Here is a 17,460-nt window from a genome sequence, read left to right as displayed (position 1 = left end):
TCATATTAGCGTCTTGTTTTCTTATCATCACTTGCGTGACCTTTGTAAGTACGAGATGGTGCGAATTCACCAAGTTTGTGACCTACCATGTCTTCAGTAACATAAACTGGTACATGTTTACGACCGTCATATACAGCAATTGTATGACCAATGAACTGAGGGAAGATAGTTGAACGACGAGACCAAGTTTTTACTACTTGCTTGCTGTCAGTTTCGTTTAACTTCTCAATTTTGTTGATTAAATGGTCATCTACAAAAGGTCCTTTCTTTAAGCTGCGACCCATAAATGAACCTCCCTTCGTGATTGTCCTACGGTTCGTTTGAACCGTAGCTCAATCCCGTTATTTTTTACGACGACGAACGATAAATTTATCGGATTTGTTTTTCTTCTTACGAGTTTTGTAACCAAGTGTTGGTTTACCCCATGGACTCATTGGAGACTTACGTCCGATTGGAGAACGTCCTTCACCACCACCGTGTGGGTGATCGTTAGGGTTCATTACAGAACCACGTACAGTTGGACGGATACCTAACCAACGAGAACGACCGGCTTTACCGATGTTGATTAACTCGTGTTGTTCGTTACCAACTTGACCTACAGTTGCACGACAAGTTGCAAGGATCATGCGTACTTCACCAGAAGTTAAACGTACTAATACGTATTTACCTTCTTTACCAAGTACTTGAGCAGATGTACCTGCAGAACGAACTAATTGTCCACCTTTACCAGGTTTCAATTCGATGTTGTGTACTACTGTACCAACAGGGATGTTAGCTAAAGGAAGCGCGTTACCTACTTTAATGTCAGCTTCAGGACCTGACATAACTTCTAAACCTACTTTTAGGTTTTTAGGAGCAAGGATGTAACGTTTTTCACCATCAGCATAATGAATTAATGCGATGTTAGCTGAACGGTTTGGATCATATTCGATTGTAGCAACGCGTCCAGGTATTCCATCTTTATCGCGTTTAAAATCGATGATACGGTATTGACGCTTGTGCCCACCACCTTGGTGACGAACAGTCAATTTACCTTGGTTGTTACGACCACCTTTTCTCTTGACAGGTGCAAGTAACGATTTTTCTGGTTTGTCAGTAGTAATTTCAGCGAAATCAGAAACTGACATACCACGACGACCATTTGAGGTTGGTTTATACTTTTTAATCGCCATCTCAATTTCCCTCCTTCTCTAGTAATCTTAAGCTTCGAAGAATTCGATTTCGTTGCTCTCTTGAGTTAGTGTTACTACCGCTTTACGACGACGGTTAGTAAGACCACTGTAGCGACCTACACGCTTGAATTTACCTTTGTAGTTCATGATGTTTACTTTTTCAACTTTTACGTCAAAGATTTTTTCGATAGCATCTTTAACCTCAGTTTTATTAGCTCTTACATCAACATCAAACGTATATTTTTTCTCAGCCATTAAGTCTGTTGAACGTTCTGTAATTACGGGGCGCTTAATAATATCACGAGGATCTTTCATTATGCAAGCACCTCCTCTACTTTTTCAACTGCGTCTTTAGTGATTACAAGCTTATCATGGTTCATAACGTCTAATACGCTTAAACCATTAGCTGCAACAACTGTTACACCAGGAATATTACGTGCTGAAAGTGCAACATTTTCGTTAAGATCAGCAGTTACTACTAATGCTTTGCGTTCTACTGTTAGGTTTTTAAGAACTGCTACCATTTCTTTTGTTTTTGGAGCGTCAAAAGAAAGAGCTTCAAGAACAACGATGCTGTTATCTTGAGCTTTAGTTGATAATGCAGACTTAATTGCTAAACGACGAACTTTTTTAGGTAATTTGTAGCTATAGCTTCTTGGAACTGGACCAAATACTACGCCACCACCACGCCATTGTGGAGAACGGATAGATCCTTGACGAGCACGACCAGTACCTTTTTGACGCCATGGCTTACGGCCACCGCCTCTTACTTCAGAACGATTTTTAACTTTAGAAGTACCTTGACGTTGAGATGCGCGTTGCATTACGATCGCGTCGAAAAGTACTTTGTTGTTTGGTTCGATACCGAAAACGGCATCTTGAAGTTCGATCTCTCCAACGTTTTCACCGTTTTGGTTAAACAATGCTACTTTTGGCATTGGTTATTCCTCCTTTCTCGAAGAATTATTATTTAGATTTAACTGCAGATTTAACAGTAACTAGAGATTTTCTAGCTCCTGGCACGTTACCTTTTACTAATAAAAGATTGCGTTCTGCGTCAACTTTAACGATTGATAAGTTTTGCACAGTGATGCGCTCTCCACCCATGCGTCCTGGTAATAATTTACCTTTGAATACGCGGTTTGGAGCTACAGGACCCATTGAACCTGGGCGACGGTGGTAGCGAGAACCATGAGACATAGGTCCGCGAGATTGTCCGTGGCGTTTAATAGCACCTTGGAAACCTTTACCTTTTGAGATTCCTGTTACATCAATTACATCGCCTTCTGCGAAAATATCAACCTTGACTTCTTGACCAACTTCATATGCTGAAGCGTCCACACCGCGTAACTCACGGATGAAGCGCTTAGGAGCAGTATTAGCTTTAGTAGCATGTCCTTTTGCAGGTTTGTTAGATAGTTTTTCACGGATATCTTCGAAACCTAATTGGATTGCTTCGTAACCGTCTGTCTCAGCGTTTTTAACTTGAAGAACTACGTTAGCAGAAGCTTCAATTACTGTTACTGGGATCAAGTCACCATTTTCAGCAAATACTTGAGTCATACCGATCTTTCTTCCTAAGATTCCTTTGGCCATTAGTCACACCTCCTAAGTATCTTTTCATTCTTTATTTTAAATTAAAGTTTAATTTCGATATCTACACCAGATGGTAAGTCTAAACGCATTAATGAATCAACAGTTTGTGGTGTTGGATTCACGATATCAATTAAGCGTTTATGCGTGCGCATTTCGAACTGCTCACGAGAATCTTTATATTTGTGTACTGCACGTAGAATTGTATAAATTGATTTTTCAGTCGGTAATGGAATCGGACCAGATACAGCCGCACCAGAACGTTTTGCAGTTTCTACGATTTTCTCAGCAGATTGATCAAGAATTCTGTGATCATATGCTTTTAAACGAATGCGAATTTTTTCTTTTGCCATTATTTTCCCTCCTTTTTCGCCTATTTTACAATAGACATTCTCCGCGGAAATTTCCCCACACTCGCCATGGCAAAGCGGCCGGGTGTGTCGGCAACCTTCCGCATCATCGCAGTCAAAGACCAACATTTTTATTATACTAAAAATGGGTTCATATTGCAACAATAAAGTTAAAAAACTTTTTTATGTGTCGCACACTTTTTTCATTATATATAAAAGGAGATCATTTTGCAAGTGTAATAGTAAAAACTATCTTTACCTTTTATCACCAAATAAAAAAGGAGTAGGTTACCCTACTCCCTTTACTGAAACGAGAAATTACTCGCTGATTTTAGCTACAACGCCAGCGCCTACTGTACGTCCACCTTCACGGATTGAGAATTTAGTACCTTCTTCAATCGCGATTGGAGCGATAAGTTCAACAGTCATTTCGATGTTGTCGCCAGGCATTACCATTTCTACGCCTTCAGGTAAGTTACAAATACCAGTTACATCAGTTGTACGGAAGTAGAACTGTGGACGGTAGTTTGTGAAGAATGGAGTGTGACGTCCACCTTCGTCTTTAGAAAGAACGTATACTTCAGCAGTAAATTTAGTGTGTGGAGTGATTGAGCCTGGTTTAGCTAATACTTGTCCACGTTGGATTTCTTCACGTGCTACACCACGAAGTAAAGCACCGATGTTGTCGCCAGCTTCAGCATAGTCAAGAAGCTTACGGAACATTTCTACACCTGTTACAGTAGTAGATTTTGGCTCTTCAGTTAAACCAATGATGTCGATAACGTCACCAACTTTAACTTGTCCACGCTCTACACGACCTGTAGCAACTGTACCACGACCAGTGATTGAGAATACGTCCTCAACTGGCATCATGAATGGTTTTTCAGTGTCACGTTCTGGAGTTGGGATGTACTCATCAACAGCGTCCATAAGCTCGATGATTTTAGCTTCCCAATCAGCTTCGCCTTCAAGAGCTTTAAGAGCAGAACCTTTGATTACTGGTACATCGTCACCAGGGAAGTCGTATTCAGAAAGAAGGTCACGTACTTCCATTTCTACTAATTCAAGTAGCTCTTCGTCGTCTACCATGTCACATTTGTTTAAGAATACAACTAGGTAAGGTACACCTACTTGACGAGAAAGAAGGATGTGCTCACGAGTTTGTGGCATTGGACCATCAGCAGCAGATACTACTAAGATACCGCCATCCATTTGAGCAGCACCAGTGATCATGTTTTTAACATAGTCAGCATGTCCTGGGCAGTCAACGTGTGCATAGTGACGAGTGTCAGTTTCATACTCAACGTGTGCAGTTGAGATTGTGATTCCACGCTCGCGCTCTTCTGGAGCAGCGTCGATCATGTCGTAAGCCATTGCTGCACCTTTACCACTTTTCTTAGCAAGAACAGTAGTGATAGCAGCTGTTAAAGTTGTTTTACCATGGTCAACGTGACCAATTGTACCGATATTGGCATGTGTTTTTGAACGGTCGAATTTTTCCTTAGCCATTCGAAAATCCTCCTTAAAATTCATGTAGTTTATGTTTTATGAGGCCGTGAAAGGGAATAAACTCCACTTTCACAGCGTACATAAGTAGTTATACTTCAATAAAGAGTGAAAATCAATTATTCACCTTTATTTTTTTTAATAATTTCTTCTGAAATTGATTTAGGAACTTCTTCGTAGTGATCGAAGTGCATAGAATATGTTCCGCGACCTTGAGTGTTTGAACGTAATGCAGTTGCATAACCAAACATTTCAGAAAGTGGAACGAATGCACGTACAACTTGAGCGTTACCGCGTGCTTCCATACCTTCTACACGTCCACGACGAGACGTAACGTCACCCATGATATCTCCTAAGTATTCGTCAGGGATAACAACTTCTACCTTCATCATTGGTTCAAGGATAGCTGGGTTACATTTTGATACTGCGTTTTTAAGAGCCATAGAAGCGGCAATTTTAAACGCCATCTCACTTGAGTCAACGTCATGGTAAGATCCATCAACTAAAGCAGCTTTGATATCGATTAATGGATAACCAGCAAGAACACCGTTTTGTAATGCATCTTCAAGACCAGCTTGAACTGCAGGGATGTATTCACGTGGAACTACACCACCAACGATTTTGTTCTCAAATTCAAAGCCTTTTCCTTCTTCGTTAGGTTCGAACTCAATCCAAACGTGACCGAATTGTCCACGACCACCAGATTGACGAGCGAATTTACCTTCAACTTTCGCACCAGCGCGGAAAGTTTCACGGTAAGCTACTTGAGGAGCACCAACGTTTGCTTCTACTTTGAATTCGCGACGCATACGGTCAACGATGATATCAAGGTGAAGCTCACCCATACCAGAGATGATGATTTGACCAGTCTCTGTATTAGTTTCCGCACGGAAAGTTGGATCTTCTTCTTGTAACTTTTGAAGAGCTGTAGTCATTTTATCTTGGTCAGCTTTTGATTTTGGCTCAACAGATAAAGAGATAACTGGCTCTGGGAATTCCATAGACTCAAGAATTACAAGACTCTTTTCGTCACATAGAGTATCACCAGTAGAAGTATCTTTTAATCCTACAGCTGCCGCGATATCTCCAGCGTATACTTCAGAAATCTCTTCACGAGAGTTAGCATGCATTTGTAGGATACGACCTACACGCTCACGCTTACCTTTTGTAGAGTTTTTGATGTATGAACCAGAGCTTAGTACACCAGAGTACACACGGAAGAATGTTAATTTACCAACATAAGGGTCCGTCATAACTTTGAACGCTAATGCTGAGAAAGGAGCGTTGTCGCTAGACTCACGCGTAACTTCTTCTTCTGTGTCAGGTACGATACCTTGGATTGATGGTACATCAACTGGAGATGGTAGGTAGTCAATTACCGCATCTAGCATTAATTGTACACCTTTGTTTTTGAATGCTGAACCACAGATAACTGGGTAGAATTCAACGTCACAAGTACCTTTACGGATACCAGCTTTTAGTTCTTCAACTGTAAGCTCGCCTTCGTCTAAGTACTTCATCATTAATTCTTCGTCAAGTTCTGCAACAGCTTCTACTAGGCTTGCACGGTATTCTTCAGCTTGCTCTTTGTATTCCTCAGGAATTTCACGAGATTCTGAACGAGTACCTAAGTCATCTTCGTAGAAGTATGCTTTCATTTCCACAAGGTCAATGATTGCTTCGAAGTCATCTTCAGCACCGATTGGCAACTGAATTGGGTGAGCATTTGCACCTAAACGATCGTGGATCGTTTTTACAGAGTACAAGAAGTCAGCACCAATTTTGTCCATTTTGTTAACGAATACGACACGGGGAACACCGTACGTAGTCGCTTGACGCCATACTGTTTCTGTTTGAGGCTCAACACCAGATTGAGCATCAAGAACTGCCACAGCGCCATCAAGTACACGTAATGAACGCTCAACTTCAACAGTGAAGTCTACGTGTCCAGGAGTATCGATGATGTTAACGCGGTGACCTTTCCAAGAAGCAGTTGTCGCAGCAGACGTGATAGTGATACCACGTTCTTGCTCTTGCTCCATCCAGTCCATTTGTGAAGCTCCTTCATGAGTTTCACCAATTTTATGGATACGGCCAGTATAATAAAGAACACGCTCAGTTGTTGTTGTTTTACCAGCATCAATGTGAGCCATGATCCCAATATTACGAGTGTTTTCTAAGGAGAACTCTCTTGCCATCTTAGGTATTTCTCCTTCCATATTATAATTTGTTTTTTAAAAAGTTTCGTTAAAAGATTACCAACGGTAATGAGCAAATGCTTTGTTAGCTTCTGCCATTTTGTGAGTATCTTCACGTTTCTTAACTGCAGCACCAGTGTTGTTAGCTGCATCAAGGATTTCGTTAGCTAAACGCTCTTCCATCGTTTTTTCTCCACGAAGACGAGCATAGTTTACTAACCAACGAAGACCTAAAGTAGTACGACGCTCTGGACGTACTTCTACAGGAACTTGGTAGTTAGAACCCCCTACACGGCGTGCTCTAACTTCTAGTACAGGCATGATGTTTTTAAGAGCTTGGTCGAATACTTCCATAGCTTCTTTACCACTGCGCTCTTGTACTAAATCGAATGCTCTATAAAGAATAGCTTGTGACTTACCGCGCTTTCCATCAAGCATCATTTTGTTGATTAAGCGAGATACAAGCTTAGAATTGTAAATCGGATCTGGTAATACGTCTCTTTTTGCAACAGGTCCCTTACGTGGCATTCTACTTCCTCCTTTCACTTTTAAAAGTTTATCTATTAATTGTTAAGCTATTATTTTTTAGCTGCTTTTGGTCGCTTAGTACCATATTTAGAACGACCTTGCATACGGCCATCCACACCAGCAGTATCAAGTGCACCACGTACGATATGGTAACGTACCCCTGGTAAATCTTTTACACGTCCACCGCGGATAAGTACCACGCTGTGTTCTTGTAAGTTGTGACCAATACCTGGGATATAAGCTGTTACCTCGATACCGTTTGTTAAACGTACACGAGCATATTTACGAAGAGCCGAGTTCGGTTTCTTCGGTGTCATAGTACCCACACGTGTACATACACCACGTTTTTGTGGAGAAGATTGGTTAGTTTGAGCTTTCTTGAAGCTGTTGTAACCTCTGTTTAAAGCAGGTGAGTCAGATTTTTTACCTTTACTCACACGACCATTACGGATTAATTGGTTAATAGTAGGCATTTAATTTTTCCTCCTTTCGCCTTTTGTAAGACCACACATCCAGGTGGTTCATTTTTTAGCAAAAAACAAAGTCTTTGAAACTAAAAGTTCAAAAACGTGTTAACTAATAATTGCAACAGTTGCAGCGTTAACTTCTATCCTACAAGCTTGACCAAGCTTTCGCATAGAAGGGACATACGTATACGGAACGTTTTCTTGCTGTGCCGTTTTTGCCACAATGGATGTGACATAAAAATCAGCGTCTTCAGCAATGATGACTTCCTTTACTGTACCTTTTTTTAATGCTTTCACCGTCTGCTTTGTTCCTACAATAATATGATCAGCCTGTAATACTTTTTCATAAGACATTATCATATCCTCCAAAGTAACAGGTAGTTTATAGGAGCACCTTTGATATAGTATCATTCCCTAGAATGGATGTCAACTAACGTTTTGTAGTTTTTTAAAAAAACATCCATTCTAGAGTAATGATTTTATAATTAGTCGATTGTTACCGTTTCTTCAGCTTGGTTTTTGATTGGTTCAGCATTACGATATCTCGTCATACCTGTACCAGCCGGAACTAGCTTACCAATGATAACATTCTCTTTAAGTCCAAGCAACTCATCACGTTTTCCTTTGATTGCAGCATCTGTAAGAACACGAGTTGTTTCTTGGAATGATGCAGCAGATAAGAAGGAATCAGTTTCAAGAGATGCTTTTGTAATACCAAGTAATACAGGACGGCCTGTCGCTGGACGATTGCCTTCAAGTAATACTTTTTCATTAGCATCAGTGAATTGGTGAATATCAAGTAATGAACCTGGTAATACATCTGTATCTCCAGAATCCATTACGCGCACTTTACGAAGCATTTGGCGAACCATTACCTCTACGTGCTTATCTCCAATTTCTACCCCTTGCATACGGTATACTTTTTGCACCTCACGAAGCAAGTACTCTTGTACAGCCGTGATGTCTTTTACTTTTAGTAATTCTTTAGGATCAATTGAACCTTCCGTTAATTCTTGACCACGTGCAATGCGCTGTCCTTCAATAACTTTTAGGCGTGCACTGTACGGAGCTGTGTAAGAACGAGTTTCAATCTCTCCTTGAACAGTAATTTCGTGCTGACGATCGCGTCCTTCAGAAATGCCGGCAATTGTACCTTCAATTTCAGAAATAACGGCTTGACCTTTAGGGTTACGCGCTTCGAAGATCTCTTGGATACGCGGTAAACCTTGCGTGATATCGTCTCCAGCAACCCCACCTGTATGGAATGTACGCATCGTTAACTGTGTACCTGGCTCACCGATAGATTGAGCAGCGATGATACCAACTGCCTCACCCACTTCAACTTCTGAACCAGTTGCAAGGTTACGACCGTAACATTTTTTACACACACCGTGGCGAGTGTTACATGTGAATGCAGAACGAATCCATACTTCTTCAACACCAGCATCCACAATTGTTTCAGCTAGGTCTTCTGTAATTAGTTCGTTTTCTTTCACTAACACTTCGTTTGTTCCTGGGTGAAGTAGTGTTTTTCTTGCATAACGTCCAATTAGACGCTCATCAAGTTTCTCAATTTCTTCTGTTCCTTCTTTGATTGCAACAGCCAGAATACCGCGGTCTGTACCACAGTCGTCATCACGTACGATAACGTCTTGTGCCACGTCAACCAGACGACGAGTAAGGTAACCTGAGTCAGCTGTTTTAAGAGCCGTATCGGCAAGACCTTTACGTGCACCATGGGTAGAGATAAAGTACTCTAATACTGTTAAACCTTCACGGAAACTAGATTTGATTGGTAACTCAATGATACGACCAGACGGGTTGGCCATTAGTCCACGCATACCTGCAAGCTGAGTGAAGTTAGATGCGTTACCACGGGCACCAGAATCACTCATCATGAAGATTGGGTTGCGTTTGTCTAATGACGCCATTAATTTACCTTGGATAACGTCTTTCGCGCTGCTCCATACAGAAATAACACGCTCATAACGCTCATCTTCAGTAATTAAACCGCGACGGAATTGTTTTAGTACGTTATCTACTTTAGCTTGCGCTTCTGTTAAGATAACTTCTTTTTCTCCTAAAACCACGATATCAGCTACACCAACTGTAATACCAGCTTTAGTAGAATATTTGAAACCTAGGTCTTTCATACGGTCAAGCATTTTAGAAGTCTCAGTAATTTTGAAACGTTTAAATACTTCAGCGATAATATTACCTAAGATTTTTTTCTTAAACGGTGCGATAGCCGGTTGATTCTTGATGAATTCCTTCACATCTGCACCTTTTTCAACAAAGTACTTCTCAGGAGTTTTCACTTCTAAGTTTTCTCTTGTTGGTTCGTTAATGTATGGGAACGATTTTGGTAAAATTTCGTTGAAAACTAATTTACCAACCGTTGTAACAAGCAACTGTTGATTTTGTGCTTCTGTAAACGTTTCGTTGTTTAAAGAACCTGCGTACACACCTACACGTGTATGAAGATGCACATAACCGTTTTGGTACGCTAATAGTGCTTCATTTGTATCCTTGAACACCATACCTTCTCCAACTGCCTCTTCACGCTCAAGCGTTAAGTAGTAGTTACCTAATACCATATCCTGTGAAGGTGTAACAACTGGTTTACCATCTTTAGGGTTCAAGATATTTTGAGCAGCAAGCATTAAGATACGTGCTTCTGCTTGTGCTTCCGCAGATAATGGAACGTGAACCGCCATTTGGTCACCGTCAAAGTCAGCGTTATATGCTGTACATACAAGCGGATGAAGACGAATAGCGCGACCTTCTACAAGCGTAGGTTCAAATGCTTGAATACCTAGTCTGTGTAGCGTTGGTGCACGGTTTAAAAGAACTGGATGCTCTTTAATAACCGATTCTAATACGTCCCATACTTCAGGTTGCACACGTTCAATTTTACGTTTTGCACTCTTGATGTTATGAGCTAAACCGCGTTCAACAAGCTCTTTCATTACGAAAGGTTTAAAAAGTTCTAACGCCATTTCTTTTGGAAGACCACATTGATACATCTTTAAGTTCGGACCTACAACAATTACCGAACGGCCAGAGTAGTCAACACGTTTACCTAATAAGTTTTGACGGAAGCGACCTTGCTTACCTTTTAACATGTGAGAAAGAGATTTTAATGGACGGTTACCTGGTCCTGTTACCGGACGGCCGCGACGACCATTATCGATTAATGCATCTACAGCTTCTTGAAGCATACGCTTTTCGTTTTGAACGATAATGCTAGGAGCTCCAAGGTCTAATAAACGCTTTAAGCGGTTGTTACGGTTAATTACACGGCGATATAAATCATTTAGATCAGACGTAGCAAAGCGTCCACCATCTAATTGAACCATTGGACGAAGTTCTGGCGGAATAACCGGTAGAACGTCTAAAATCATCCAAGAAGGTTCGTTACCAGAATGACGGAAAGCCTCTAGTACTTCTAAACGTTTAATAGCACGTGTACGACGTTGACCTTGAGCAGTTTTCAATTCTTCTTTTAAAGCATCTACTTCTTTATCAAGATCGATGTCATGCAATAATTTTTTAACAGCTTCAGCACCCATTGCTGCATGGAAAGTTTGTCCGTACTTCTCACGATACGCACGGTATTCTTTCTCTGATAAGAGCTGTTTCTTTTCAAGTGGTGTATCACCAGCATCCGTTACTACATAAGAAGCAAAATAAATGATTTCCTCTAGCGCACGAGGGGACATGTCTAAGACAAGTCCCATGCGGCTAGGAATACCTTTGAAGTACCAAATATGTGAAACAGGTGCAGCTAGTTCGATGTGACCCATGCGTTCACGACGAACTTTTGCGCGCGTAACTTCTACGCCACAACGATCACATACAACACCTTTATAACGAACGCGCTTATATTTTCCGCAGTGACATTCCCAGTCCTTTTGTGGACCAAAAATACGCTCACAGAATAAGCCGTCTTTTTCAGGTTTTAACGTACGATAGTTGATCGTTTCAGGTTTTTTTACCTCACCGTACGACCAAGAACGAATTTTATCTGGCGAAGCTAGACCGATTTTCATATACTCAAAGTTATTTACATCTAGCAAGGAGCCTACCTCCCTTTTAATCTACAGGTTTTTTCCCTTAACGTTTATATGAAAGTAATTCCTTACTCTTTTGTGACAGGATCTTTTTGTCCTTCAGAAAGGCTTTCTTCGTTATCTGCAATAATTGATTCTGTTGGTTGCTCATGGTCCTCTTCTGAGTCCATGATATCAATTTCTTGCTCGTCAGCAGAAAGCATCTTCACATCCATACCTAAACTTTGTAGTTCTTTAATTAATACTTTGAACGATTCAGGTATGCCAGGTTCTGGAATGTTTTCACCTTTAACAATTGCTTCGTATGTTTTCACACGACCTACTACGTCGTCTGATTTCACTGTTAAGATCTCTTGTAATGTGTAAGCAGCACCGTATGCTTCAAGTGCCCATACCTCCATCTCACCAAAACGCTGTCCACCGAACTGCGCTTTACCACCAAGTGGTTGTTGTGTAACAAGTGAGTATGGTCCAGTAGAACGAGCGTGAAGTTTATCGTCTACCATGTGAGCAAGTTTGATCATGTACATGATTCCTACTGATACACGGTTATCGAATGGTTCACCTGTTCGACCATCATATAGAACTGTTTTAGCATCACGAGACATGCCAGCTTCTTCGATTGTTGCCCAAACATCTTCCTCACGCGCACCATCAAATACTGGAGACGCAACGTGAATGCCAAGCTTACGAGCAGCCATACCTAAATGAAGCTCTAGCACCTGACCGATGTTCATACGAGATGGTACCCCTAATGGGTTTAACATGATGTCAATTGGCGTACCGTCTGGTAGGTAAGGCATATCTTCTTCCGGTAAAATACGTGAAATTACACCTTTGTTACCGTGACGACCGGCCATTTTGTCACCTTCAGAAATTTTACGCTTCTGAACAATATATACACGGACTAATTGGTTTACACCTGGTGGTAATTCGTCGCCATCTTCACGGTTGAAGACTTTAACATCAAGAATAATTCCACCGCCGCCGTGTGGTACACGAAGAGAAGTATCACGAACTTCACGCGCTTTTTCACCGAAAATAGCGTGTAGAAGACGTTCTTCAGCTGTTAGTTCTGTTACACCTTTTGGCGTTACTTTACCAACTAAAAGATCTCCATCTTTTACTTCTGCACCAATGCGGATGATTCCACGCTCATCTAAGTTGCGAAGCGCATCTTCACCTACGTTTGGAATGTCACGCGTAATTTCTTCAGGTCCAAGTTTCGTATCACGAGACTCAGATTCATATTCTTCAATATGAACAGACGTATATACATCGTCTTTCACAAGGCGTTCACTCATGATGATGGCATCCTCATAGTTGTAACCATCCCATGTCATGAAACCAACCATTACGTTTCGTCCTAAAGCAAGCTCACCTTTTTCCATTGAAGGACCATCGGCTAAGATTTCACCTTTTACTACTTCGTCGCCAACTGAAACAATTGGACGCTGGTTGTAACAAGTACCTTGGTTAGAACGAACAAATTTTAATAATTTGTATTGATCTAAGTTACCTTTAACTTTTTGTCCGTCTACTTCTTCATAACGGCGAACAAAAATTTGTTTTGCTTCTACGCGCTCTACAACGCCAGGGTATTTACAAATCACGGCTGCACCAGAGTCTTTACCAGATACATATTCCATACCTGTACCTACGATTGGTGCTTCAGGATTTAATAAAGGTACTGCTTGACGTTGCATGTTCGCACCCATTAATGCACGGTTAGAGTCATCGTTCTCTAAGAATGGGATACATGCTGTAGCGGCAGATACAACTTGTTTTGGTGATACATCCATATAGTCTAAACGATCGCGACGGATAACCGTGTTTTCTCCACGGAAACGTGCAACGACATTTTCATCTAAGAATGAACCATCATCACCTAGACGAGCGTTCGCTTGGGCTACAACATAGTTATCTTCTTCATCAGCTGTTAAGTAGTCAATTCGCTCTGTCACTTTACCTGTTTCAGGATCGATACGACGGTAAGGTGTTTCGATGAAACCGAATTTGTTTACTTTTGCATAAGAAGAAAGTGAGTTGATTAACCCGATATTTGGACCCTCTGGCGTTTCAATCGGACACATACGGCCATAGTGGGAGTAGTGAACGTCACGCACTTCGAAACCAGCGCGCTCACGCGTTAAACCACCAGGTCCTAGAGCTGAAAGACGACGTTTGTGCGTCAATTCGCCTAATGGATTCGTTTGATCCATGAACTGTGATAATTGAGAACTTCCAAAGAACTCTTTAATCGCCGCAATAACTGGACGAATATTAATTAATTGTTGAGGTGTGATTGTATTCGTGTCTTGAATTGACATTCTTTCACGAACAACACGTTCCATACGAGATAAACCGATACGGAATTGGTTTTGTAACAATTCACCTACAGAACGCAGACGACGGTTACCTAAGTGGTCGATATCATCTGTGTCTCCTACTTGATGAAGCAAGTTAAAGAAGTAACTGATTGATGCTAAAATATCAGCAGGTGTGATATTTTTAACTTCTTCTGTTACATATGCGTTACCTGATACAGTGATGACTTTTTCACCTTCTGGATCATTTGGCGCGTAAATCTTAATAGATTGTAATGTAACATCGTCTTCTACTACTCCACCAACCGGACTATAAGTTTTAAAGTTTACTCCACCCTCAAGCATCGGAATCAAGCGATCTAGCAGACGGCGATCAATCATTGCGCCTTTTTCTGCAATAATTTCACCTGTTTCAGGATCAACTAATGTTTCAGCTAGCTTTTGATTAAATAAGCGATGTTTGATATGAAGCTTTTTATTAATTTTATAGCGACCTACGTTCGCTAAGTCATATCGTTTTGGATCAAAGAAGCGAGATACTAATAGAGACTTCGCATTCTCAACTGTCGGTGGTTCACCCGGACGTAAACGCTCATAGATTTCTAATAGCGCTTTTTCCGTTGTTTCCGTATTATCTTTTTCAAGCGTATTACGGATGTATTCATTATCACCGATTAAATCGATAATCTCTTGGTCAGAACCGAAACCTAGCGCGCGTAACAGCACTGTTACTGGCAGTTTACGAGTACGATCAATACGCACGTATACTACATCTTTTGCATCAGTTTCATATTCTAGCCATGCACCACGGTTAGGGATAACAGTTGCTGTATATCCTTTTTTACCGTTTTTATCAAGCTTTCCACTATAGTAAACACTTGGTGAACGAACCAACTGTGATACGATAACACGCTCAGCACCATTAATTACAAAGGTACCTGTTTCGGTCATCAATGGGAAATCTCCCATGAACACATCTTGGTCTTTTACTTCACCTGTTTCTTTATTAATTAACCGCACCTTAACACGAAGAGGTGCTGCATAAGTTACATCACGTTCTTTAGACTCTCCTACTGAATACTTTGGCTCACCTAAGCTGTAATCAATAAATTCTAGTGATAAGTTACCTGTAAAATCATCAATTGGAGAAATATCTTGGAACATTTCTCGTAAACCTTCATCTAAAAACCATTGGTATGAAGCCGTTTGAATCTCGATTAAGTTCGGTAACTCTAAAACTTCACTAATACGAGCATAACTTCTGCGTTGGCGGTGGCGTCCATACTGAACTAGTTGACCTGTCAACTGATTCACCCCTCAAATCAAGCGTTATTATTCAAAATATATAATAAACCATATGTTTATTATTGAACAAAAGAAAAATGGTCTCTTTAAATAGAAAACCACAATTTCATAAAAACGTACTATTGATTTTATTAGTTTTTCCCATATAATTCAAAATTATACCTTTTATTTTATGTATAACCCGAGCTTATATGGAATATTTATATATTGGCATTTTATAATGCTAACATACTAAAAAATATTAGTCAACATTTTTTAGCACATATGATATAATACCCTTTTTTCTTTTCTACTACTTCTACTTCATTAAATAGAGATTCTAATTTCGCAAGGGCAGATGGCGCTCCTTGCTTTTTCTGAATCACAATCCAAAGTTCTCCTTGGTCAGCGAGGTGATCTAATGAATTTTCTAGAATTTCATGAACAACTTTTTTACCCGCACGGATCGGCGGATTACTAAGAATAGCTGCAAAATTCGTCTCCTTCACATTTTCATAGCAAGAGCTTTGATAAATTGAAACGTTTGATACTGAATTAATTCCAGCATTTTTTTGAGCTAGTGCTAATGCACGTTCATTAACATCGACCATATGAACGTTTCTTTGGCTATCCTCTTTTGCAAGGGCCAACCCAATTGGGCCATATCCGCATCCAACATCCAGAAGCGGGCCGGAACTCTCGGGCATTTGAAACGTTTCAATTAACAGGCGCGATCCAAAATCGATCTCTTTTTTTGAAAAAACACCGCGGTCACTCGTAAATGAAAAAGAGGTTCCTCTCAATTCAAATGAAAAGCGCTCTTCATTACTTGCAGACGATGGTGTATTAGAAAAATAATGTTCTGTCAAAATAGAACCTCCTAATCAATATGTTCTTCTTTACTATAAATGAAAAGGATGACAGAAGCAAAAAAGCTCGCTTGTACAAGCGAGCTTTTTTATATCAGTTGTTAAGCAATAATTACTTAACTTCTACAGAAGCGCCAACTTCTTCAAGTTTAGCTTTTGCTTCTTCAGCTTCTTCTTTAGAAATACCTTCTTTAAGAGCTTTTGGAGCGTTATCAACGATTTCTTTAGCTTCTTTTAAGCCAAGACCAGTGATTTCACGTACTACTTTGATAACTTTGATTTTTTGTCCGCCAGCACTTTCAAGTACTAGGTCAAATTCAGTTTTCTCAGCAGCAGCTTCACCAGCAGCACCGCCAGCTACAGCTACAGGAGCAGCAGCAGTTACGCCAAATTCTTCTTCGATTGCTTTTACTAAATCGTTAAGTTCTAAAACAGTCATATTTTTAACTGCTTCAATGATTTGTTCTTGAGTCATTGTTAATTTCCTCCTTGTGATTGTGTTATATATAACAGACTAGATTATGCACCTTGTTCTTCTTTTTGATCTGCCACAGCTTTTGTAGCAAGAGCAAGGTTGCGAATTGGAGCTTGAAGCACGCTAAGCAACATAGAAAGTAAGCCTTCGCGAGATGGTAGTTCTGCAAGTGCTTTAATTTCTTCAACAGATGCAACATTACCTTCAATTACACCAGCTTTGATTTCTAACGCTTCGTGTTCTTTAGCGAAGTTGTTTAGAATTTTAGCTGGAGCAACAACATCTTCTCCACCAAATGCGATTGCATTTGGACCTACTAACGCATCATTAAGATCTGTTAGTTCAAGTTTTTCTACAGCACGGCGAGTTAAAGTGTTTTTGTAGACTTTGAACTCAATGCCTGCTTCACGTAATTGCTTACGAAGTTCAGTAACTTCAGCAACATTCAAACCACGGTAGTCAACGACAACTATTGAGTTACTCGCTTGAAGTTTTTCAGCAATTTCGTCTACGACTTGTTTCTTTTGTTCAATTACGTTGCTCATCTTTACACCTCCTGTAGATTTCCTTCCGTACACTCAGACAAGGTGCAATAAAAAACCTCCATGACAATAAAGA

The 17,460-nt window shown here is 40.4% G+C and carries 16 protein-coding genes and 1 other annotated feature (1 of these 17 only partly in view); all 16 genes read right to left on the bottom strand.

The genetic code is table 11. From position 1 onward, the window contains the following. Nucleotides 1–5 precede the first annotated feature (5 nt). The gene (rpsS, locus tag SB717_RS28820) at nt 6–284 is read right to left on the bottom strand and encodes a 30S ribosomal protein S19 (protein WP_013054931.1); all 279 of its coding nucleotides are present in this window, start codon (nt 282–284) and stop codon (nt 6–8) included. A gap of 57 nt (nt 285–341) precedes the next feature. Further along, complete coding sequence (gene rplB, locus SB717_RS28815) at nt 342–1,172, bottom strand: 50S ribosomal protein L2 (protein WP_013081374.1); 831 nt, start codon at nt 1,170–1,172, stop codon at nt 342–344. 27 nt (nt 1,173–1,199) lie between these two features. Continuing rightward, entirely contained in the window at nt 1,200–1,487 is a 288-nt protein-coding gene (gene rplW / locus SB717_RS28810) for a 50S ribosomal protein L23 (protein ID WP_013054929.1), read from the bottom strand. Next, nucleotides 1,487–2,110: a 50S ribosomal protein L4 gene (gene rplD, locus SB717_RS28805; RefSeq protein WP_013081372.1), complete on the bottom strand. Its 624-nt coding sequence runs from the start codon at nt 2,108–2,110 to the stop codon at nt 1,487–1,489. The genes rplW and rplD overlap by 1 nt, the downstream gene beginning before the upstream one ends. Nucleotides 2,111–2,138: 28 nt before the next feature. Then, complete coding sequence (rplC, locus tag SB717_RS28800) at nt 2,139–2,768, bottom strand: 50S ribosomal protein L3 (protein WP_013054927.1); 630 nt, start codon at nt 2,766–2,768, stop codon at nt 2,139–2,141. Between the two features lie 41 nt (nt 2,769–2,809). Further along, entirely contained in the window at nt 2,810–3,118 is a 309-nt protein-coding gene (gene rpsJ / locus SB717_RS28795; protein ID WP_013054926.1) for a 30S ribosomal protein S10, read from the bottom strand. A 315-nt stretch (nt 3,119–3,433) separates the two neighbouring features. Continuing rightward, nucleotides 3,434–4,624 carry an elongation factor Tu gene (tuf, locus tag SB717_RS28790; RefSeq protein WP_013081371.1) on the bottom strand — a complete coding sequence of 397 codons (1,191 nt, stop codon included), beginning with the start codon at nt 4,622–4,624 and terminating at the stop codon, nt 3,434–3,436. 116 nt (nt 4,625–4,740) lie between these two features. Beyond that, nucleotides 4,741–6,819, bottom strand: a complete 2,079-nt coding sequence (fusA, locus tag SB717_RS28785) for an elongation factor G (RefSeq protein WP_071277657.1) — start codon at nt 6,817–6,819, stop codon at nt 4,741–4,743. A gap of 57 nt (nt 6,820–6,876) precedes the next feature. After that, the gene (gene rpsG, locus SB717_RS28780) at nt 6,877–7,347 is read right to left on the bottom strand and encodes a 30S ribosomal protein S7 (RefSeq protein WP_013054923.1); all 471 of its coding nucleotides are present in this window, start codon (nt 7,345–7,347) and stop codon (nt 6,877–6,879) included. 50 nt (nt 7,348–7,397) lie between these two features. Next, nucleotides 7,398–7,820, bottom strand: a complete 423-nt coding sequence (rpsL, locus tag SB717_RS28775) for a 30S ribosomal protein S12 (protein ID WP_013054922.1) — start codon at nt 7,818–7,820, stop codon at nt 7,398–7,400. Between the two features lie 99 nt (nt 7,821–7,919). Then, nucleotides 7,920–8,168 carry a 50S ribosomal protein L7ae-like protein gene (locus tag SB717_RS28770; RefSeq protein WP_013054921.1) on the bottom strand — a complete coding sequence of 83 codons (249 nt, stop codon included), beginning with the start codon at nt 8,166–8,168 and terminating at the stop codon, nt 7,920–7,922. Nucleotides 8,169–8,299: 131 nt separating this feature from the next. Further along, nucleotides 8,300–11,893 carry a DNA-directed RNA polymerase subunit beta' gene (gene rpoC / locus SB717_RS28765; protein WP_013081369.1) on the bottom strand — a complete coding sequence of 1,198 codons (3,594 nt, stop codon included), beginning with the start codon at nt 11,891–11,893 and terminating at the stop codon, nt 8,300–8,302. 62 nt (nt 11,894–11,955) lie between these two features. Then, nucleotides 11,956–15,519: a DNA-directed RNA polymerase subunit beta gene (gene rpoB, locus SB717_RS28760; RefSeq protein WP_028412662.1), complete on the bottom strand. Its 3,564-nt coding sequence runs from the start codon at nt 15,517–15,519 to the stop codon at nt 11,956–11,958. A 245-nt stretch (nt 15,520–15,764) separates the two neighbouring features. Beyond that, nucleotides 15,765–16,367: a class I SAM-dependent methyltransferase gene (locus SB717_RS28755; RefSeq protein WP_098621322.1), complete on the bottom strand. Its 603-nt coding sequence runs from the start codon at nt 16,365–16,367 to the stop codon at nt 15,765–15,767. A gap of 112 nt (nt 16,368–16,479) precedes the next feature. After that, nucleotides 16,480–16,842 (bottom strand): 50S ribosomal protein L7/L12, encoded by a 363-nt coding sequence (gene rplL, locus SB717_RS28750; RefSeq protein ID WP_013054917.1) that lies wholly within the window; start codon nt 16,840–16,842, stop codon nt 16,480–16,482. 44 nt (nt 16,843–16,886) lie between these two features. After that, nucleotides 16,887–17,387, bottom strand: coding sequence for a 50S ribosomal protein L10 (gene rplJ / locus SB717_RS28745; protein WP_013054916.1), 501 nt, complete (start codon nt 17,385–17,387; stop codon nt 16,887–16,889). Between the two features lie 40 nt (nt 17,388–17,427). Then, nucleotides 17,428–17,460: a sequence feature (ribosomal protein L10 leader region), on the bottom strand; it runs 111 nt beyond the window's last position.

It is taken from the genome of Priestia sp. SIMBA_032 (assembly GCF_046535215.1).
Classification (GTDB): Bacteria; Bacillota; Bacilli; order Bacillales; family Bacillaceae_H; genus Priestia; species Priestia aryabhattai.
Note: the sequence above shows the minus strand (reverse complement) of the source record. Positions and strands in the feature narration are given on the sequence as shown.

Excerpts from the sequence above, each read along its gene's own strand:
- rpsS (WP_013054931.1), bottom strand. The coding sequence starts at position 284 with ATGGGTCGCAGCTTAAAGAAAGGACCTTTTGTAGATGACCATTTAATC.
- rplB (WP_013081374.1), bottom strand. The coding sequence starts at position 1,172 with ATGGCGATTAAAAAGTATAAACCAACCTCAAATGGTCGTCGTGGTATG.
- rplW (WP_013054929.1), bottom strand. The coding sequence starts at position 1,487 with ATGAAAGATCCTCGTGATATTATTAAGCGCCCCGTAATTACAGAACGT.
- rplD (WP_013081372.1), bottom strand. The coding sequence starts at position 2,110 with ATGCCAAAAGTAGCATTGTTTAACCAAAACGGTGAAAACGTTGGAGAG.
- rplC (WP_013054927.1), bottom strand. The coding sequence starts at position 2,768 with ATGGCCAAAGGAATCTTAGGAAGAAAGATCGGTATGACTCAAGTATTT.
- rpsJ (WP_013054926.1), bottom strand. The coding sequence starts at position 3,118 with ATGGCAAAAGAAAAAATTCGCATTCGTTTAAAAGCATATGATCACAGA.
- tuf (WP_013081371.1), bottom strand. The coding sequence starts at position 4,624 with ATGGCTAAGGAAAAATTCGACCGTTCAAAAACACATGCCAATATCGGT.
- fusA (WP_071277657.1), bottom strand. The coding sequence starts at position 6,819 with ATGGCAAGAGAGTTCTCCTTAGAAAACACTCGTAATATTGGGATCATG.
- rpsG (WP_013054923.1), bottom strand. The coding sequence starts at position 7,347 with ATGCCACGTAAGGGACCTGTTGCAAAAAGAGACGTATTACCAGATCCG.
- rpsL (WP_013054922.1), bottom strand. The coding sequence starts at position 7,820 with ATGCCTACTATTAACCAATTAATCCGTAATGGTCGTGTGAGTAAAGGT.
- SB717_RS28770 (WP_013054921.1), bottom strand. The coding sequence starts at position 8,168 with ATGTCTTATGAAAAAGTATTACAGGCTGATCATATTATTGTAGGAACA.
- rplL (WP_013054917.1), bottom strand. The coding sequence starts at position 16,842 with ATGACTCAAGAACAAATCATTGAAGCAGTTAAAAATATGACTGTTTTA.
- rplJ (WP_013054916.1), bottom strand. The coding sequence starts at position 17,387 with ATGAGCAACGTAATTGAACAAAAGAAACAAGTCGTAGACGAAATTGCT.